Below are 19,172 nucleotides of genomic sequence, written 5' to 3'. Positions count from 1 at the left end.
TCAAGGTACGTCTAATTATTTAATTTCTAGGAGGAAATACCCATGCGAGTTAAGGGTGGTACAGTGTCACGCGCACGTCGTAAAAAGTTTGTTAAGTTGGCCAAGGGTTACCGTGGACAACGTCGTATTAATTATAAGGTTGCTAAGCAACAAGTTTACAAGTCTTACTTGTACGCTTACCGTGATCGTAAGAACACAAAGCGTAACTTCCGTAAGTTGTGGATTGCTCGTATCAACGCAGCAGCACGCATGAACGGTTTGTCATACTCAAAGTTGATGCACGGTTTGACATTGGCAGGTGTTGAATTGAACCGTAAGATGTTGGCTGAAATCGCTGTTTCTGACTTTGACACATTCACAAAGTTAGCTGATCAAGCCAAAGCAGCATTGTCATCTGACAACGTTTTGGTTCAAGCACGTACAGCGGCTACAACTGACACAACTGTTTCAGTTGAACGTTAATCATTAAACTAAAAACGCTTATAGCGTTTTTTATTTTGATTAAAAGTTGACAAAGTAGATAAAAATTGTTTTAATAATATTATCAAATAAATGAGAAAATAACATGACATACCAATCAGCAACAACTGAACAAATTATTATCAGCATTATTATCATTAGATAGTGATAAGTGCTGAAATTTTTTAGTGCCTATCACAACATAACGTGATAGGTAGCTGATTGATATTGTTCAAGAGACGAGCTACTAGATTCATAGTAACTCGTCTTTTTTATTTTCTTAATAAAACAGAGGAGAAAATGACAATGTTGCCATTAAAAGTATAGCTTGTTTAGCTATAGAAAATAAAACATGAAATATAGGAGAGTAATAATGGTTGAGAAAAAATTGACATGGAAACAATTAGTTTTAGTGGCATCACTTATATTTGGGATGTTTTTTGGGGCGGGAAATTTGATTTTCCCAATCCAATTGGGACAATTATCAGGCGGTAATTGGTTACCGGCGACAATCGGTTTCTTGATTACCGGAACGGTTGTGCCGTTTTTGGCGATGATGGCAGTGAGCTTAACAAACAGCCAAAGCGTTTATGATATTGCTAAACCAGTAGCGCCTTGGTTTGGTACAGTTTTCTTGGTAGCTATTCATTTGACGATAGGCCCATTTTTTGGGACACCGCGTACAGCAGCGACAGCTTTTTCAATGGGTATTGCGCCTTTTGTACCACTTAGATACCAAGGCGTAGTTATGTTTGTATTTTCCGCTGTGTTCTTTGGTTTAGCTTACTTCCTAACTGTCAAGGAATCGGGGTTATTGAAATGGGTCGGAAAATATCTTAATCCACTTTTCCTAGGCTTATTACTGGTGGTGCTTGTTTTGTCATTGGTTTTGCCAATGGGGGATACACATCAAGCAGTATCTGCTGCTTATCAAAGTAATGCAGCATTCCAAGGAATTCTGGACGGTTACAATACGATGGATGGTATTGCGCTGTTAGCTTTGGCGGTATCAGTTGTGTACGCAGTCAGAGGATTAGGCTTTCAAAAGCAACAAGTATCTAAGGTATTGGCAAAAGCTGGTTTGTTAAGCATTCTAGCTGAAGCGGTATTATATGCGGTATTGGTTTTGGTTGGTACTACAAGCTTAGGTTTGTTTAAAGTTTCTGATAATGGTGGTGCTGCCTTTGCTCAAATTGTTAGCCACTATATGGGCAACTTTGGGACGGCGTTGACAGGGGTAATCGTGACACTAGCTGTATTTACGACAGCAATGGGGCTGTTTGTATCATTTGCGCAAGACTTGCACCGTGTATTTCCAAAAGTGAGTTACCTATGGTGGCTACGCGTTATTGCATTTGGATCATTCGTTACAGCTAATGCTGGATTGACGAACATTGTTGCTTGGTCAGTACCTGTGTTGATGTTGCTTTATCCATTTGCCTTAGTCTTAATCTTATTATCGCTTTTTAGTAAATATTTCAAAAAATCTCCAGTAGTTTATCGTTTTGTAGTTGCCTCTGTTACTGTACCAGCTTTCCTTGATGCATTAGCTAGTTCACCATTGGCTACAACCAGCCACGTCCAAAGCTTAGTTAATGGTTATCACCACTTTGTACCGTTTGCGGCCCTTGGATTTGGTTGGGTTGTGCCGGCAGTTGTTGGTACGGTTCTTGGTGTGAGTGGTTATTTGTTAACCAATAGCAAGCGCGTTACAGCACTGGATTAAAATTGATTTGTTTTTAGTATCAGTTTAAATTATGAGAAAATTAGCCTTGACGTCAATTTTTTTGGTATACTTTTATATAGCAAAATGAATTGGAAGGAAAGGTGTTCACGGCTTCACTAAAAATTAGGGAAGTGGTGTGCATTCGAAAATATCATGGGAAAATTTGTTGTAATGGATCATCCTTTGATCCAACATAAACTTACAATGATTCGTAATAAGAATGTTGGGACCAAAGATTTTCGTGCATTAGTTGATGAAATTGCGATGCTAATGACGTATGAAGCAAGTCGTGATCTTCAATTGGAAGACGTTGAAGTGGAGACACCAGTTACTAAGACAATCAAAAAGCAACTTGCTGGTAAAAAGCTTGCTGTTGTGCCAATCTTACGTGCCGGACTAGGTATGGTTGATGGTATCGTGCAACTAATTCCAGCGGCTAAAATTGGGCATATTGGTATGTATCGTGATGAAGAAACGCTTGAACCAGTTGAGTATTTCATCAAGTTACCAGAAGATATTGACCAACGTGATGTCTTGTTAGTGGATCCAATGTTGGCTACTGGTGGCTCAGCAAAAGATGCCATTTCAGCATTGAAGAAGCGTGGTGCAAAGCATATTAAGTTGATTACACTTGTTTCAGCACCGGAAGGCGTTAAGGCAGTGCAAGAAGCCCATCCAGATGTTGACCTTTATACGGGTTCTCTTGATGAAGGCTTAAACGAACATGGTTACATCGTGCCAGGACTTGGCGATGCCGGTGATCGTTTGTTTGGTACAATGTAAATCAATATCATCGTAGTCTGTCTGTAAAGGCAGGCTTTTTTATTGGTTTCGTGACGGAACTTAAGCAAATGGCAAGCTATTATGATACAATAAACAGCGATTATGTAACGAAGCTAAAAGGAGCATTTAATTATGAAACGACGATCTCAGATTCGTCCTAAAAAGCATCATAGAGTGCGCAATACTATTCTGACAATTATTGGTCTATTGTTTGTTGTCGGACTTGGTCTAGGCGCCTATGCATATACTAAAGTTAACCACACAATTACAAAGATGCAAAAGACGTCAACAACGACAAAGTCTGCTGATAAAATTACAAATAGTAAAAAGCCAGTTTCATATCTTCTTTTAGGAACTGACACGGGTGAGCTTGGTCGTTCGTATAAAGGGCGTACGGATACTATGATTGTTATGACAATCAATCCTAAAACCAAAACAACAACGATGACATCAATCCCGCGTGATACATTGGTAACAGTTAGCGGACAACAAATGAAAATCAATGCTGCCTATGCATATGGTTCAGCTGCTTCAGCAACACAGGCTGTTGAAGACTTGCTTGATATTGACATCAATGGTGGTTATATATTGATTAACATGGGTGGTTTAGTTAAAATGGTCGACGCAGTTGGCGGTGTTGATGTGACATCACCACTCACATTCACAACTGAAGGTGATGACACGCAAGCTGACTCTAAGAACCAGTATTCATTCGTATCGGGTAAAACGTATCATATGGATGGTGAAGAAGCCTTAGCCTTTGCACGTATGCGACACGAAGACCCTAATGGTGATTACGGTCGTCAAATGCGTCAACAATTGGTCATCAAAGCCATTTTGAAAAATTCAGCCCAAGTTGGGACTGTGTTCAATGATTCTTTCTTGACTACCGTTTCTAATAATGTGCAAACCGACGTTTCAACTAAGTCCATGAAAAACTTGGCGTTGAGCTATCGTGATGCATTTGGTACGGTTAAGCAGGATCAGTTAAAGGGTACCACGCAAAGTATTTCGGGATTGGGGTCAACAGAAGTCATGAGCCAAACAGAAATTGATCGTGTTCATAAGGCAATTACAGCCCAAATGGCACAATAAAAGTTAAGTAAATTTTAGGATTGTCCTTGAAAACTCTTCGCAGTTTTCGGGGACTTTTTATTTGGCAACATTATATGTATAATGAAATAGATATTGAAAATGAAAGAAGTAACTAATGATACAGTTAAAATCACCTAGAGAAATTGAAGCTATGCGGCAATCTGGTGCTATCATCGCTGGTATGCACCATATGTTGCGTGATCTCATTGAACCAGGTATTGATACATGGGAAATTGAAACAAAGTCGCGGGAATATATTGAAAGCCATGGCGGCGTGCCTTTGCAGATTGGTTTTGAAGGATTCAAGTATGCTACGACTATCAGCATAAATGATGAGGTGGCGCATGGTCTGCCACGTAAAGGACTAAAGCTAAAGAACGGTGATTTGGTGAAGGTTGACACAGTGGTTGGCTTGAATGGCGCCGTATCTGATTCAGCATGGTCTTATGCTGTTGGCGAGGTAACACCAGAGGTTCAAAAACTGATGGATGTAACCAAAAAGGCGATGTATTTGGGTATTGACCAAGCGATTGTGGGAAATCGTGTTGGTGATATTGGAAATGCTATTGAGCAGTACACTGAAGTTGAACACCATTACGGGGATGTGCGTGAATATATCGGGCACGGTGTTGGACCAACAATGCATGAAGAGCCAAATGTACCGCACTATGGTAAACCAGGTCACGGTGTGCGTTTGCGTGAGGGGATGGTCATTACCATCGAGCCAATGATTAACTTAGGTGGCTGGAAGGTTGAGACTGACCATACAGAAGCCGATGGCTGGACAGTACGAACAGCAGACGGTTCATGGTCGGCACAATACGAACATACATTAGCAATTACAAAAGATGGTCCGAAGATTTTGACAAGTCAGGATCCGGAGTATGATAAACGTTACTCATAATTGTCATTTTTATGTAATGTTTTGTATGCTACAGTTTAATAATGGGGACAGGGGATTTTGCTCTTTTTGCGAGCAGTCCCTTTTTATTATGGGAGAAAAATATGCTGATAGATTTACATAGTCACTTATTACCAAACATAGATGATGGGTCCAAGTCTCTGCGAGCTTCTATACGTATGGCCAAGGAAGCTGTAGATAGTGGGATTAAAGCTGCGTTAATGACGCCTCATCATATGAATGGCCATTACGTGAACCATAAAGATGATGTCATCAGACTAACATCAGAATTCCAAAAGCACCTAGATAATAATGACATTGGACTCCAAGTATTTCCTTCGCAGGAGGTACGTATCAATGGTGGCTTATTGCAGGCTTTGGATGATGATGATATTTTGTTTGCTGACGAAAGTAACCGCTATCTTCTACTGGAGTTTCCAGATGATGATGTGCCTACATATAGTAAAGATATGATTTTTCAAATCATGCAACGTGGTATTACTGTAGAAATTGCTCATCCTGAGCGAAATACTAAAATAATGTCCACACCAAGTATTTTGTTTGATTTGATTGAAGCAGGTGCGGTGGCGCAGGTGACAGCAAGTTCTTATGTAGGTACCTTTGGTAAAAAAGTTGAGAAGTTTGCTGAAGAAATTATTAAGCATAACTTGGCTCATGTTTTTGTTTCTGATGCGCATGACTTACCAAATCGTGATTATGAGATGGCTGAGGCCATGGCAAAATTAGAGAAACAACTGGGACGGGACTATCAAGAATTGTTTGAGACTAATGCTGAAGCAATACTTGATGGTGATAATGTCACGAGCTTGGTTCCAGAACCAATCGTTAAACGTAAGTTTTTTAGTAAATTTTAGAGAATAGAGAGATTAATGAACTATGAATAATGTTCTTGAACTACGTCAATTATGGCAGATTATTCGAAAACACTTCTTTTCAATTGTTGTGATGGCAATCATTGGTGCAGCTGCCGGGTTTGGCATTGCTAAGTTTGTCATTGCACCTACCTACAGTGCCTCAACAAGCATGTTGGTTAACCGATCTGCTGATGACACGAGTACCGCAACTGCTAACTTGTCTGATCAACAGGCCGACGTGCAACTGATTAATACATATAAGAATTTAATTATTTCTAGCAATGTTCTAGGAACTGTATCAAAAGAATTAAAAAATCCAGCACCAATTGTTGTACAAGAGGCCCAAGATGCTGAGTACAAAACGCTTGCTGATGGTACACAACGTCTAGTAACGCCAGCAAAAAAGAGAATTACAAAGCCTTCAACGAAGACAAAATATAATCTAACCGTTGAAGAGCTGAAAGATATGATTTCTATCAGTAACCAAACTAATTCGCAAGTCTTTTCAATTAATGTCAAAGCCAAAAATCCTACGTTAGCTGCTGATGTGGCCAATGAAGTTGCCGATGCGTTTAAAGATAAAATTGGTGGCTTTATGAAAATTAATAACGTCTCGATTGTCGATGCAGCGAAAGCCAATAAACAACCGGTTGCACCAAATGTTAAGTTGTTTACTTTGGCAGGATTGGTTGTACTTGGTGGATTAACATTCTTGTATATGCTTGTTAAAGAATTATCGGATACAACCATTAAGTCACCGGATGAAATATCAGAAGCATTTGGTATGACAAACCTTGGTATTATTGGTCATGTTAAGCCAATTAAGCACTTCAGTATGTCTCCCAAGGTAGAGATTGCTAAGCCAGAGAGTCATAAAACACCACGATCACGTTTGAGCCGTTTGGATCGCGATTAAAGATGAGGAGAGCAGAATGAGTTTTTTTAATAAAGGACGAGCTGTTGGTAAAGATGGTCTGTCTGTTGAGACAATGACCAAAGGCGCTCGCTTAATTACCGCAGCAGAACCAAAAAATCCCGTGTCAGAACAATTCCGTACCTTGCGTACGAATATCGAATTCGCCTCAGTAGCGAAAGGTGAAATCAAAACGTTATTAATTTCTTCGGCATTACCTTCAGAAGGTAAGTCAACCGTGACCGCTAACCTAGCTGTTGCCTACGCGCAACAAGGGAAGAAAGTGTTACTAGTTGATTCTGACCTTCGCCGTCCTACAGTGGCTGTGACATTTGGATTGAATAAAAATGCTAGTGGGCTAACGAATTATCTTGGTGATTCTGAAAAAGAGGTTGGGTCAATTATTCATCGCACGGCCATGGATAACCTCAACGTCATGCCTTCAGGACCAATACCACCTAACCCAGCGGAGCTCCTGGGATCAGGTCGTATGACGAACTTAATTACCCAGTTGAAAACACACTACGATATGATTATTTTTGACGTTCCGCCATTCCTGATGGTAACAGATGCACAAGTGTTGATGTCGAAAATGGATGGTGTAGCCATTGTTGTTAATGGTGGTAAAACGACTAAAGGTGCGTTACAACGAACACACGAAATTTTGAAAATTGCTGAAGCACCAGTACTTGGATTTATTTATAACGATCAGAGTCGTAAAAAGAAGGGCAGTGCTGGTTATGGTTATGGCTATGGCTATGGTTATGGAGAAACTAAGGGTTAAGTAATAATCATATATTGGGAGATGGGAGAAATATATTGGTTTATAGAAAATTTGTTAAACGATTGCTTGATTTATTACTTGCAATCCCCATGTTAATCATTTTATTGATTCCTTTAATTATTGTTGGAATTATTATTAAGCTGACTTCGGAAGGTCCAGTTCTATTTATTCAAGAACGGTACGGTAGGAATTCGAAGCCTTTTGCGCTGTATAAATTTCGTTCAATGACAAACAAGGCACCAGTAAAAGCAAATTCTGAATTTGAAGACATTACAAGCTATGTGACGTCTTTTGGTATGTTCATTCGAAAAACATCGGTAGATGAATTACCACAGTTATGGAATATTATTAAGGGCGACATGAGCTTTATCGGACCCCGCCCGCTGGCTAAGACTGATGAAAAGGTATTGTCTTTGCGAAAAAAGAACGGTGCCGATCAAGTATTACCTGGTATTTCAGGATTAGCACAAGTTAATGGGCGAAATAATCTTTCTGATGAAGATAAGGCAGCTTATGATGCTAAATATGCAGCACACTTAAGCTTTAGAGTAGATATGTTATTGACTGTGGAAACGTTTGTATCTGTATTGAAACGTGACGGCGTATTTAAAGAAACAGTGATTGATGATAATAAGTCAGATAAAGATATGGTGAGGCATGACGAAGAAAGTATTGATGTTAGCAGCAAAGGCTAATTGACCCTACTTACTACAAATAATTGTTCATTAAGTTTATAGTTGTGAGCAATACGTAACTCTTTAAGGAGATAATAAATAAATTTTGAGATAGTTTATTTATTTAACTATAAGCGATAATGCTGTACTTTTAATATTAAATAATTGTTTTGATTTGTAAAATTTGGGGTAATGTTACCAGCTAATTTGAATTTTAAAAGATAAAAAATCTGTGACAGGTTATTTATATGATACAGATTGTTTATTCTATGTCACTACAAGGAGGGAAATTTGAACAAATTCACAGTTTTAATGTCAGTTTATGAAAAGGATGATGCAAATTACTTTATTGAGGCCGTTCAAAGTAATTTTCAACAGTCTGTGAAACCGAAGGAATTAATCTTAGTTGTGGATGGGTTTATACCGAGACAATTAGAAACGGCAGTTAGTACTGTTAAGAATCAATATCAAGGTCAAATTAGGGTCATTCGTCTCGAAAAAAATAGTGGTCTAGGACTTGCACTTAGAGAAGGAATGAAGCATATTCAGACAAACTTAGTTGCAAGGGCAGATTCAGATGATATTTCGGATAAGAATAGGTTTGAAAAACAATTATTGGAATTTTCTCGTGAACCTGACTTGGTCATAGTGGGCGGTTTAGCCAAAGAATTTGTGGGCGATGTAAGTAATATTACATCTTCAAGGCGCTTGCCCAAAAATGATATAGAAATTAGAAAATTTTCAAAATTCCGAAGCCCTTTTAATCATCCTACTGTCATGTTTAAAAAGGATGAAATATTAAAAGCGGGAAATTATCAAAGTTTTAAATCCTTTGAAGATTATCATTTATGGATGCGAGTACTAAATTTAGGTGGTCGAGTTAAAAATATTGATGATGCTGTTGTGTTTATGAGAACCGACACTGGTATGTATGGTAGACGCGGAGGAGTAACTTATGCTCTTCGAAATTTGAAGTTGAGATGGTTCTTCATGAAGATTGGCTCGATTTCTCTCTTTGATATGTTATTGGTAGATATTATTCTAATTATTACCGCATTAATTCCTACCTCCTTTAGGTCAGTATTGTATAAGATTTTTCTAAGAAAGAAGTGAATTATTAAAATGTTGAAACGAATAATAAAAAGTAGGTTTGTTCAATCGATAAAAATTGCTAAGGTTATTTATTTACCTTTTTATATTAATACTCAAAAGAAATTACAAGTTAAAGTTTTGCCACCACTTGAAACAGTTAAACGTATAAATGAAGAAAAATTATCCATAGGACGTTTTGGAGATGGCGAAATGAGAATAATGTTTCAACAGAGAGATATAGGCTTTCAAAAGTTTGATCCAAAACTTGCAAATGAGTTGTTCGAATCAGCAACTCCTTCCGGTAAGTATGTCATTGCAATACCGCATGGATTTGTGACGACAAAAGATGATAATTTGAGAACTGCTGTTTTTTGGTGGAAATATGTTTTTGAGAATAAAAAACATATTAGGACTTTGACCGACCACGCTAAAACGAAATTATTCTTTGATACTAATTTCAGTAGAACAACCACAGAGCTTAAAAATACGGATACTGTTGACAATGTGATTAGGGAAGTTAAAAATATTTGGTCAAATCGTTCTGTTATTATGATTGAGGGCAAGCAGACTCGCTTTGGAATTGGAAATGACTTGTTTGACAATGCCTTGGTAGTTAGGCGTGTTGTGGGACCTGCAGAAAATGCTTATGACGCTATAGATAGTTTAGAAGAAGTTGTTGTGGAATTGAGCAAACAGTTGATTGATCCAATCGTTTTGATAGCGCTTGGACCAACAGCTACTGTCTTGTCGCATAGAATTTTTAGTTTAGGGCTACAAACAATTGATATTGGTCACTTTGATTTACAGTATGAATACTATTTAAAGGGATCTCGCCATCGAGTTAAGGTTTCCGGCAAGTATGATAATGAAAGGGGAACTACGGGACAGGAGGAGAATTTTAGTGATGAGTCTTATAAGAATCAGATTTATAAAAAAATTTTATGAAAGGAGGGAACTGATGAATGATAGGTAAAATAATCTACACACTGAAAAGAAACACAGCTGTTAAGGATAAATTGAAATTGTTAATTGCATTGTTGTATTTTCCAGTAATGTTAAGTGCGTACATATTTTCGAAAATCAAAGGGAACAAAGGGAATTTATGGCTGATAAGTGAGATGGGTATTGATGCTAAAGATAACGGACGAGACTTTTTTGAATATATCCGCATCAACCATCCCGAAATTCAAACAGCGTTTATTTTAAAAAAAACAGCGCTTGAATATAAAAATATCAGTAGTATTGGTCCTGTAATAGAGCCTGGATCATTTGAGCATTTTGTTGCTGTCTTCAGATCTGATTTTTTAATATCTACTCATGATCATTATGTCTTACCAATGAAATGGGTTAATTGGCGGGAATTTAAAGAGTTATATGGTTGGATGGTTCCTGACTTAAAGTTCGTATTTTTGCAACATGGTGTTGAACAATGGAATGCTGAAAAAAATTCAAACTATAATAGAACGAAATTTGATTATTTTGTTACAAGCACACAATCTGAATTTGAAGAAGTTTCAAAGTATGGATATCCATTTGGTAATGTTGTTAAAACAGGGCTGCCAAGGTTTGATAAATTGAATTCCGTTGATAATAAATTATTGCGGAATAGAGAACGAATAATTTTATTTTCACCAACATGGCGTCAATATCTAGCAAATGTTTCAGATAAAGAATTCTTAAGCTCTAATTATTTTAAAACGATTAATTCAACATTAAATAATGAAAAGGTGCTGGGGTTGTTGGATAAATACAGTATTGATTTACTTTTCATGCCACCACATCATGAAATTCAAAAATATCTTCACGACTTTTCAGGTGGGTCTGATCATGTTAAATTGATTTCTATAGACGACCATTCATTAAAAGAAGTATTAAAAGACAGTTCCCTAATTGTTACAGATTATTCAAGTATTTCAATGGATTTTGCATATATGAATAGGCCGGTCATATACTTTCAATTTGACCAAGACGAATTTAGCAAGGGGCACTATCAATATAGCGATGACTATTTTACTCATGAGCGTGACGGATTCGGCCCTGTTGTTACAAATATTGACGATTTAGTAGCTCATATTAGTAAAGTGATAGAAAGAAATTTTGTAATGAGTGACTACTACATAGATAGAGTTCAACATTTTTTTGATCTCCGTGACAATGATAACTCACAAAGGCTATACAATATTCTTATAGGGGAAAGACATGATTGAATTTGTAACACTGGTTGTTACCTATGGTAGTGAAGATAGAGTGCAGAATTTAGTTAAAACAATAAATAGTGCCCTGAAACAAGGAACACAAAAAGTTTTCGTAGTTAGTAATGGTGTGCAATACGATATAGCGAAAGTTTTGAGTATTTTTGAAAATAAGGTAGATTTAATTAAGTATGACTTTAATGTGGGATCTGCTGGTGGATTTGGCGGTGGAATTAAGGAAATTTTAAAATCTAAGGAAGTTAACGATGAGACATACATCCTTGTATTGGATGATGACGTCAAAGTCGATGATGGGTTTTCAGAAAAGTTAGAATTATTAGAATCGAAGTTCAGATGGAGTCCACATATATGGTCTATGTTAAGAAGAGGACGTGATTCAACATTCTCTGCTAATTGGGACAGAAGCATGGAATCGTACAAAAATTCAATAGCTGGTTTTTCATTGAGAAATAAATTTTTGCTACCAAAAAAACAACGAAAAAATATTGAAGTAGCGGAACCAACGTTTATTACGTGGGCAGGTGTCGTTGCTCAGAAAAGTGTATTAAAAAATGTTGAATTGCCAAACGAAGATTTTTTTGTTTATGAAGACGATGCTCAATTTTCATTAAATGCACAACGTAAAGGAATTAAAATTCGAAAAAGTGAAAATTTAACGTTGTCAGAAATTGGTGAATCGTGGTTTGAGGATAAAAAAAGAAATTCTGGATATAGTATTTTTTACAAGAGTGCAAGTGATGAGGGGTTAGGTCGATTTTTATATATGCTTAGAAACAATGTCTATTTAATTCGAAATAACGGATTACTTACAAGTAATCTTATATATTTTACGAACCTAGCGATTTTTGTTACTTTTGGTTTTATTAGGTACGGGCATGGAACCTTCCGTTCGATGAAACGTTTAGTTTTGGTTATGAGTGCTATCCATGACGGATGGAGTGGTCATTTAGGTCAAAACATCAATTGGAAATTATAAAATCCATTGGAGTAAAGCTTATGTTATTTGTTTTAACAATCATAGTATCATTTATTGCTAGTCTATTATTTAAAAACACTCGAATAATTGGTGCGCTAGGATTTATATCATTGGCTTGGCTTGCTGGAACAGCTGATGAGAGAACAACCACCGATTATGCAGTATACAAAATACATTTTAACTCTATTGGTTATGAAGTTTCGCCCTTTGAGAAGGGATACACAGTCATGTCAGCATATTTTAGCCATATAGGATTTGACTATGCAGAATTTCGATTGTTGTTTGTGTTCCTAGCCTTTACCATACTATTTTTCGGTGTAACATTGTTTACTAAGAATGTTGCAATGTTCACTTGGATATATGGAATAACAGTTTTTTTTAATGATGCTACACAAACAAGAAACTTGATGATGATATCTATGGTTATATTGGGAAGTGCTATATTTCTTAAGTTTTCGTTAATTGGAAAATGTCTGGGCATCTTATTAATTCTATTTTCATCACAATTTCATGATTTGGGATTTTTATTTATTTTAATCATACCAATTTTTTTAATTAACGAAAAAATTCTTAAAAAAATAGAAGTTTGGATAATCAGTGTGGCGGGAATAATTTTGATGTTTGTGACTATTTTTGGAAATTCAATACTTCAGAGGATACTTGTAAAGTTTTTGACTTCATTTTCTTCACGTAATGATTCCGCAAGTAATGTTCAAAATAATTTTTCAAGAGGAACTAGTATTTCTATAATTTTACTTATTTGGATTACTGTATTATTAGTACTTTATTTGTCTAACAAATTCATATCTTCTCTGAGCGAGACTCAGAAAATTAGAATAGATCAGTTGAAAATGTTATATAGTGGTATTTTTATATCCATAATCACTTTATTCTTGATTGTTATGTCACCTGACTATTCTAGAATATCTAGAAATGCATTTTTGTTTTTTATAATTTTAGCCACTATATACATAACCGATAGTCAACCCAAAAGCAATTTATTTAAGCATGGAAGAATTTTGTTTGTACTTTCGTTAATTTTAGTAACTTATACACATACAATGATATGGGGACCGGATTATCAAAATTCCATCGCTTATATAGCAAAACTAAAAAATTCTAATATTATTAGTGGAGATTAAGAATGACAAAATATTCTATTGATGCAGTTATTGTGACATATAATCCAGATATAAGATTGTTACTGGATAATGTTAAAGCAATAATAAATCAAGTTGACAAAATTTTTATTGTGGACAATGGATCAGATAATTTGAATCAATGGAATTCTATCATTAATTCGTCAAATGTTTCAGTGTTTCCTCTTCTTGAAAATAAAGGGATCGCCTATGCTCAGAATTTTGGAATAAAAAAGTCCAAAGAGCAGAGTTCTGACTGGGTATTAACTTTGGATCAAGATACAATTTTACCAACAAGCTATGTTGTGGAAATAATGAGAAATCATTTTCCGGGCAAAGTAGGAATTATATCTGGAAGATTTATTGATAGATCATGGAAAGAAATTAATAGTATTTACAATGAGAAGCCAAATATTGAAGAAGTTAATGAAATTATTTCATCCGGAAATATAGTAAATATATGTGCTTGGGAAAATGTCGGTGGCTTTGATGAAAAATTGTTTATTGATTATGTTGATTTTGACTTTGATTATAAACTTCATCGACAAGAGTACGCGATATATAGAGTTAATAATGTTATATTTGAACATGAAATTGGCAATGGAATACCTGAATCGATGATAAAAACATTTTTAGGATTGAAAAAAAAGCATGTTTTTGACCATTCAGCATACAGGCTATACTATATAAATCGAAATAGAATTATAGTGAGAGCCAAGTTTCCAGAGTATGGTTCTCCATACAGAATGATGGTCCGAGAATTAATCAATTTGAAAGAAATTCTTTTATTTGAAACACCTAAAGTCAATAAATTAAGGTTTTCTATTAAGGGGATATTTGCAGGAATGTACTACTTGTTTAGTGGGAGATATTTGGATGAAACCAACTAAGAAATCACGAGTTTTAGCCACTAAAAAAAACGTCATGTTTGGTGTTACTTTTCAGTTACTTACATTAATCATGACGTTTGTAGGTAGATATTTTTTCATTCATAAACTTGGTAATTCTTATTTGGGTCTAGATGGGCTATTTAAAAATATTCTAAGTATGTTATCGTTCACAGAATTAGGTATTGGCGTAGCAATTACATCCTCTCTTTATAAGCCCTTAGCTGAATCAGATTACGTATTAGTGAAATCATTAGTATCATTATTAAAAAAAATATATTTAATAATGGTGATTATTATTATTTTTTCGGGTAGCATCTTGACGTTATTTCTTCCCTTTTTTATTAAAGGTATTGTTCCTGATGGGACACGTATTGCTTTTGTAGTGTACTTTATGAATTCTGCAGCGAGTTATTTCCTTGTGGCCAATAGATCGCTTTTGATTGCTGATCAAAATGGATATCTAAATGCATACAATCAATTTGTGTTTAATATGGTTGCGCAGGTAGCTCAAATTATCACATTATTTATTTTTAATAATTATGTAGTTTATTTGCTTGTGTTACTTATTTCAACAGTTCTTTCAAATATTACATTAAACAGGACTGTCAAAAAGAAATACCCAATACTCGATAATGTACATCCCAGTCCAGTTCCAAAAGAAATAAAAAAAGATTTGTTGCAAAATGTTACCGGAATGATTTCTTCTAAATTGGGAGGAATTATATTAAACAGTACAGATAACTTGGTTTTATCCTATTTTGTGGGATTAAGTGTTGTAGGTATTTACTCAAATTATTTGATAGTTGTCAACGGATTAACTACTCTTTTAAATACTGGAATTTCTGCTTTAACGGCTTCTATTGGTAATTTAGGTACAGAAAAAGACACAATTAAGGAAGAAAGAACATTTTATCAATTGTTCTTAGGGAACAGTTTATTAATTCAAATTATCAGTTTTGCAATGATTATTTTTCTACCTCACTTTATTTCTGTATGGGTCGGTAGTGAGTACCGGCTTTCTCTTTGTACGACTTTTGCAATTGTTTTTTTATTCTTCTTGAACCAGTTACGTCAGATTTCCATTTCTTTTCAGATTGCGCATTCCCTATTTTGGCAACAACGTTATAAATCAATATTTGAAGCGGTTTCAAATCTAGTGATTTCTATTATCTTAGTTAAGTATTTCCATTTAGGTGTTCTGGGTGTTGTTTTGGGCACTATTTCTAGTAATTTTTTAGTAAACTCTTGGTGGGAGCCACTGATTGTTTTCAAGTCTGGGTTGAAAGTTGGATTGAGACACTATTATTTGCTGTTCATAATTGAAATTATTGCTGAGCTGTTATTACTTAGTTTGGGCATGTATGTATCAGTGGCTGTTCATTCAATTATTATTAAAATAATAATTTTCACAGCTATGATGTGTTTTTTAATCATTATTACCTATTTTTCCAGTAAGGATTTTAAAAACTTTATACATAAAATTTTTCGAAGTTAAGTTATTATACTCTGCTTATTAAAAAAGTAATAAATTTAACATACTTGCTGACTGTTTGATACTCTTCCTCGATTAAATTTCTATGCACAATATTAGATCATATATATACTGTTTTGTTCTAGAAACTATTAATTTTTCAAAGTTCTATAATTGGTCTTTTTAAGTCAAAATTAAACAATAATTACGGATAAATCGCTATACTAAATAATAGGGATAGGTTGTTTTTTTTGTTTTAAGATTATCTGTGCTAGGAGACTTATGTCGAAACAGCAATATTCTTGTCTCTTCATAATTGTTTTTTATGGTAATTATAACTATTTATCAATACTATAGCTAGTTAATTGGAAATATGGATACGGAGTAAGGATTTGATTCTAAAAATTAATGGTTTGTTTATTAATTATCTATAGTCAAATCATAACTTGGCTGGATTATTGTAGCAACAGAAAATATGTGAGAAACTAAGAATGAATCAAGATGAATTTAAAGTATCAGTTGTTATAGCACATTACAATGCTGGAAATTATATCAGAAAAGCGCTCGACTCTCTGGTCAGACAGACAATGAACCAAGATGATTTTGAGGTAATTATTGTTGATGATAAGAGTACCAAGCCATTAGATATTATTCAAGAATATGAGTCTAAAATTAAGCATTTGCGAATAGTTGTCGAAGAGCGGAATCATGGCTATCCAAGCATTCCAAGAAATCATGGGATAGCAAAAGCACATGGGACATTCATCATGCTTATGGATCAAGATGACAATTTGGCGGATGACACCTTGTTGACTTTTGTTGAATTTGCTGGCGATGATTCTGATGTGATTATTGGCAAATACGCTGAGGGTAAAATGTACAACGGCACACAAGTTCCCTTTAAGAACGGCACGAACATTAAAAACGCGAGCATTATAACGGATCATATTCTCAGTACGTTAGCACCACATAAGATGTATCGACGGGCGATGTTAAATCAATATGATGTTAGGTTCCCTGACAGTAGTTACATTCCAGTCGAAGAGGATCAAGTTTTCAACATGAAAGCCTATTCTGTTTCGAGGAAGATTTCTATCTTAGCGGATAAAGATTACTATTATTGGAATCAACGAGAAGACTTTGGTAATCTGGGTAAGAGCTCAAGTTATACCTACAATGAACCTTGGAAATACCTCAATATCTTATCAGAGGTATTCAATATTATTGAGGCGTCTCCTAATTGGACTTTGGCAGAGCAATCTAGGCTTAAGGCAATGTATATTGGTCGACTATTTAATAGTTCATATACCACTGTGATAGAAATTATTAAGCTTCAAAAAAATGAACAAGAGAGAGAGAAGCTAATTGCTGGTTTGAGAAAAATTATCAATGAGCGTATGGATGCACAAAGTATTAACGAAGTTCGCCAAGCATCGCGATGGATGGTTCTGGGAATTAAGTATGGTATGAACGATGAGGAACTATCGAACTTAGAGACAGAATTGTTTTCAGGTGAGAAATCATTAGCGCAGAACATACAATGCATTAATGGCGAGACAGTGAAAAATCTGTCAATCCATGGACAATTATGTGCAATTCCAGTTGACTTTTTGAAGAAAGAAAAGATACTTGGTTCGAACTAAATTAACGGACACTATTCTTTGATGTAAAATGCATTAGCATATATAAGGAGAGAAAAATGAAGGGCATTATCCTAGCCGGAGGTTCCGGTACGAGACTTTATCCAATCACCAAGGCAACAAGTAAGCAGTTGGTGCCAATTTATGACAAGCCAATGATTTATTATCCATTGTCCGTTTTGATGTTAGCTGGTATTAAGGATATTTTGCTCATTTCAACGCCCGAATACGTTGGACGCTTTGAAGAACTATTTGGTAATGGCCATGAAATTGGTCTAAATATCGAATATGCAATTCAAGAAGAGCCTCGCGGTTTGGCCGATGCGTTCATTGTTGGTGCTGACTTTATCGGTGATGACGCTGTGGCTCTGGTGCTAGGTGACAATATTTTCTATGGCGCAGGGTTATCAGAGAAGTTACAAGAAGCTGCTCTGAAAACATCTGGTGCCACAGTGTTCGGTTATCAAGTCAAGGATCCGGAACGATTTGGTGTGGTTGAATTTGACAAGGATGGCAAGGCTTTGTCCATTGTTGAAAAACCAGAACAGCCAAAATCCAATTACGCCGTAACCGGTCTTTATTTCTATGACAATGATGTCGTGGAAATCGCTGCCAATGTTAAACCGTCAGCGCGTGGTGAAATTGAAATTTCTGATATTAACCAAGCTTATTTAGATCGTGGTGATTTAGATGTTCAAGTCATGGGACGTGGTTATGCGTGGCTTGACACTGGAACACACGACTCTCTCCTTGAAGCTTCTTCCTTTATTGCAACGATTCAAAAACAACAAAACTTAAAAGTTGCTTCATTAGAGGAGATTGCTTACCGTATGGGGTATATCGATATTGCTCAATTAGAAAAATTGGCGCAACCATTAAAAAAGAATGATTACGGTCAATATTTGTTAAGAATTGTTGATGAAGAAGGGGAATAAGGCGTTAAGATGACTGAAGAATTTTTTGAGAAAAAATTGGCAGCACAACCAATTACAGCTATTCCGGGGATGATTGCTTTCGATATTCCTGTTCACGGTGATAATCGTGGTTGGTTTAAGGAAAACTTCCAAAAAGAAAAGATGTTACCTATTGGTTTTCCAGAGTCTTTCTTTAAAGAGAACAAGTTGCAAAATAACGTGTCCTTATCACGAAAGGGTGTGCTACGTGGCCTGCATGCTGAACCATGGGATAAGTACATTTCTGTGGCTGATAATGGTCGTGTGTTGGGATCTTGGGTTGACCTACGCGAAGGTGATTCATTTGGACATGTCTACCAAACGGTTATTGATGCCAGTAAGGGCATTTATGTACCACGTGGTGTGGCTAATGGATTCCAAGTATTGAGTGAAACGGTATCATACTCATACTTAGTCAATGACTACTGGGCACTTGATTTAAAGCCAAAGTATGCCTTTGTGAATTACGCAGATCCTGCTTTGGGCATTGAATGGCATGATGTCGAAAATGCTGAAGTAAGTGAAGCAGACAAAAATCATCCTTTGCTAAAAGATGTCGTGCCACTAACAAAAGAGCAATTGTAATAG

At 35.8% G+C, this 19,172-nt stretch carries 19 protein-coding genes; all 19 read left to right on the top strand.

Annotated features, from left to right (window positions below):
- Window positions 1–42: 42 nt before the first annotated feature.
- The gene (rplT, locus tag RHP64_RS07195; RefSeq protein ID WP_002815114.1) at window positions 43–462 is read left to right on the top strand and encodes a 50S ribosomal protein L20; all 420 of its coding nucleotides are present in this window, start codon (window positions 43–45) and stop codon (window positions 460–462) included.
- A gap of 370 nt (window positions 463–832) precedes the next feature.
- Window positions 833–2,185, top strand: a complete 1,353-nt coding sequence (gene brnQ / locus RHP64_RS07190; RefSeq protein WP_150288617.1) for a branched-chain amino acid transport system II carrier protein — start codon at window positions 833–835, stop codon at window positions 2,183–2,185.
- Between the two features lie 153 nt (window positions 2,186–2,338).
- Complete coding sequence (upp, locus tag RHP64_RS07185) at window positions 2,339–2,968, top strand: uracil phosphoribosyltransferase (RefSeq protein ID WP_002815112.1); 630 nt, start codon at window positions 2,339–2,341, stop codon at window positions 2,966–2,968.
- A gap of 132 nt (window positions 2,969–3,100) precedes the next feature.
- Window positions 3,101–4,063, top strand: coding sequence for an LCP family protein (locus RHP64_RS07180; RefSeq protein WP_014324948.1), 963 nt, complete (start codon window positions 3,101–3,103; stop codon window positions 4,061–4,063).
- 115 nt (window positions 4,064–4,178) lie between these two features.
- Window positions 4,179–4,967, top strand: a complete 789-nt coding sequence (gene map, locus RHP64_RS07175; protein ID WP_025268286.1) for a type I methionyl aminopeptidase — start codon at window positions 4,179–4,181, stop codon at window positions 4,965–4,967.
- A 101-nt stretch (window positions 4,968–5,068) separates the two neighbouring features.
- Window positions 5,069–5,839, top strand: a complete 771-nt coding sequence (locus tag RHP64_RS07170; protein ID WP_150288616.1) for a tyrosine-protein phosphatase — start codon at window positions 5,069–5,071, stop codon at window positions 5,837–5,839.
- A 22-nt stretch (window positions 5,840–5,861) separates the two neighbouring features.
- On the top strand, window positions 5,862–6,755 hold the full coding sequence (locus RHP64_RS07165) for a YveK family protein (protein ID WP_150288615.1): 894 nt from the start codon (window positions 5,862–5,864) through the stop codon (window positions 6,753–6,755).
- A gap of 16 nt (window positions 6,756–6,771) precedes the next feature.
- The gene (locus tag RHP64_RS07160) at window positions 6,772–7,536 is read left to right on the top strand and encodes a CpsD/CapB family tyrosine-protein kinase (protein ID WP_150288614.1); all 765 of its coding nucleotides are present in this window, start codon (window positions 6,772–6,774) and stop codon (window positions 7,534–7,536) included.
- Window positions 7,537–7,571: 35 nt separating this feature from the next.
- On the top strand, window positions 7,572–8,231 hold the full coding sequence (locus RHP64_RS07155; RefSeq protein ID WP_150288613.1) for a sugar transferase: 660 nt from the start codon (window positions 7,572–7,574) through the stop codon (window positions 8,229–8,231).
- A gap of 270 nt (window positions 8,232–8,501) precedes the next feature.
- Window positions 8,502–9,323 (top strand): glycosyltransferase, encoded by an 822-nt coding sequence (locus RHP64_RS07150; protein ID WP_146105440.1) that lies wholly within the window; start codon window positions 8,502–8,504, stop codon window positions 9,321–9,323.
- Between the two features lie 9 nt (window positions 9,324–9,332).
- On the top strand, window positions 9,333–10,247 hold the full coding sequence (locus tag RHP64_RS07145; RefSeq protein WP_105296139.1) for a GT-D fold domain-containing glycosyltransferase: 915 nt from the start codon (window positions 9,333–9,335) through the stop codon (window positions 10,245–10,247).
- A 17-nt stretch (window positions 10,248–10,264) separates the two neighbouring features.
- Window positions 10,265–11,509: a CDP-glycerol glycerophosphotransferase family protein gene (locus RHP64_RS07140; RefSeq protein WP_105296138.1), complete on the top strand. Its 1,245-nt coding sequence runs from the start codon at window positions 10,265–10,267 to the stop codon at window positions 11,507–11,509.
- Window positions 11,502–12,491 carry a glycosyltransferase family protein gene (locus tag RHP64_RS07135; RefSeq protein WP_105296137.1) on the top strand — a complete coding sequence of 330 codons (990 nt, stop codon included), beginning with the start codon at window positions 11,502–11,504 and terminating at the stop codon, window positions 12,489–12,491. Before RHP64_RS07140 ends, RHP64_RS07135 begins: the two co-directional genes overlap by 8 nt.
- A 20-nt stretch (window positions 12,492–12,511) precedes the next feature.
- Window positions 12,512–13,633 carry an EpsG family protein gene (locus RHP64_RS07130; RefSeq protein ID WP_190323650.1) on the top strand — a complete coding sequence of 374 codons (1,122 nt, stop codon included), beginning with the start codon at window positions 12,512–12,514 and terminating at the stop codon, window positions 13,631–13,633.
- A gap of 2 nt (window positions 13,634–13,635) precedes the next feature.
- Window positions 13,636–14,520: a glycosyltransferase family 2 protein gene (locus RHP64_RS07125; protein ID WP_105296135.1), complete on the top strand. Its 885-nt coding sequence runs from the start codon at window positions 13,636–13,638 to the stop codon at window positions 14,518–14,520.
- Window positions 14,507–16,015 carry an oligosaccharide flippase family protein gene (locus RHP64_RS07120; RefSeq protein ID WP_105296134.1) on the top strand — a complete coding sequence of 503 codons (1,509 nt, stop codon included), beginning with the start codon at window positions 14,507–14,509 and terminating at the stop codon, window positions 16,013–16,015. Before RHP64_RS07125 ends, RHP64_RS07120 begins: the two co-directional genes overlap by 14 nt.
- A gap of 467 nt (window positions 16,016–16,482) precedes the next feature.
- Window positions 16,483–17,634: a glycosyltransferase family 2 protein gene (locus tag RHP64_RS07115; RefSeq protein WP_150288611.1), complete on the top strand. Its 1,152-nt coding sequence runs from the start codon at window positions 16,483–16,485 to the stop codon at window positions 17,632–17,634.
- Window positions 17,635–17,690: 56 nt separating this feature from the next.
- Complete coding sequence (rfbA, locus tag RHP64_RS07110; protein ID WP_150288610.1) at window positions 17,691–18,566, top strand: glucose-1-phosphate thymidylyltransferase RfbA; 876 nt, start codon at window positions 17,691–17,693, stop codon at window positions 18,564–18,566.
- Window positions 18,567–18,575: 9 nt separating this feature from the next.
- Window positions 18,576–19,169 (top strand): dTDP-4-dehydrorhamnose 3,5-epimerase family protein, encoded by a 594-nt coding sequence (locus tag RHP64_RS07105; protein ID WP_150288609.1) that lies wholly within the window; start codon window positions 18,576–18,578, stop codon window positions 19,167–19,169.
- Window positions 19,170–19,172 lie beyond the last annotated feature (3 nt).

The sequence above is a fragment of the Leuconostoc sp. XM4 genome, from assembly GCF_055698815.1.
This window is presented reverse-complemented; position numbering and strand designations above follow the sequence as displayed.

What these genes read in the sequence shown, in the direction of transcription:
- rplT (WP_002815114.1), top strand. Translation starts at nt 43, where the DNA reads ATGCGAGTTAAGGGTGGTACAGTGTCACGCGCACGTCGTAAAAAGTTT.
- brnQ (WP_150288617.1), top strand. Translation starts at nt 833, where the DNA reads ATGGTTGAGAAAAAATTGACATGGAAACAATTAGTTTTAGTGGCATCA.
- upp (WP_002815112.1), top strand. Translation starts at nt 2,339, where the DNA reads ATGGGAAAATTTGTTGTAATGGATCATCCTTTGATCCAACATAAACTT.
- RHP64_RS07180 (WP_014324948.1), top strand. Translation starts at nt 3,101, where the DNA reads ATGAAACGACGATCTCAGATTCGTCCTAAAAAGCATCATAGAGTGCGC.
- map (WP_025268286.1), top strand. Translation starts at nt 4,179, where the DNA reads ATGATACAGTTAAAATCACCTAGAGAAATTGAAGCTATGCGGCAATCT.
- RHP64_RS07170 (WP_150288616.1), top strand. Translation starts at nt 5,069, where the DNA reads ATGCTGATAGATTTACATAGTCACTTATTACCAAACATAGATGATGGG.
- RHP64_RS07165 (WP_150288615.1), top strand. Translation starts at nt 5,862, where the DNA reads ATGAATAATGTTCTTGAACTACGTCAATTATGGCAGATTATTCGAAAA.
- RHP64_RS07160 (WP_150288614.1), top strand. Translation starts at nt 6,772, where the DNA reads ATGAGTTTTTTTAATAAAGGACGAGCTGTTGGTAAAGATGGTCTGTCT.
- RHP64_RS07145 (WP_105296139.1), top strand. Translation starts at nt 9,333, where the DNA reads ATGTTGAAACGAATAATAAAAAGTAGGTTTGTTCAATCGATAAAAATT.
- RHP64_RS07140 (WP_105296138.1), top strand. Translation starts at nt 10,265, where the DNA reads ATGATAGGTAAAATAATCTACACACTGAAAAGAAACACAGCTGTTAAG.
- RHP64_RS07135 (WP_105296137.1), top strand. Translation starts at nt 11,502, where the DNA reads ATGATTGAATTTGTAACACTGGTTGTTACCTATGGTAGTGAAGATAGA.
- RHP64_RS07130 (WP_190323650.1), top strand. Translation starts at nt 12,512, where the DNA reads ATGTTATTTGTTTTAACAATCATAGTATCATTTATTGCTAGTCTATTA.
- RHP64_RS07125 (WP_105296135.1), top strand. Translation starts at nt 13,636, where the DNA reads ATGACAAAATATTCTATTGATGCAGTTATTGTGACATATAATCCAGAT.
- RHP64_RS07120 (WP_105296134.1), top strand. Translation starts at nt 14,507, where the DNA reads ATGAAACCAACTAAGAAATCACGAGTTTTAGCCACTAAAAAAAACGTC.
- RHP64_RS07115 (WP_150288611.1), top strand. Translation starts at nt 16,483, where the DNA reads ATGAATCAAGATGAATTTAAAGTATCAGTTGTTATAGCACATTACAAT.
- rfbA (WP_150288610.1), top strand. Translation starts at nt 17,691, where the DNA reads ATGAAGGGCATTATCCTAGCCGGAGGTTCCGGTACGAGACTTTATCCA.
- RHP64_RS07105 (WP_150288609.1), top strand. Translation starts at nt 18,576, where the DNA reads ATGACTGAAGAATTTTTTGAGAAAAAATTGGCAGCACAACCAATTACA.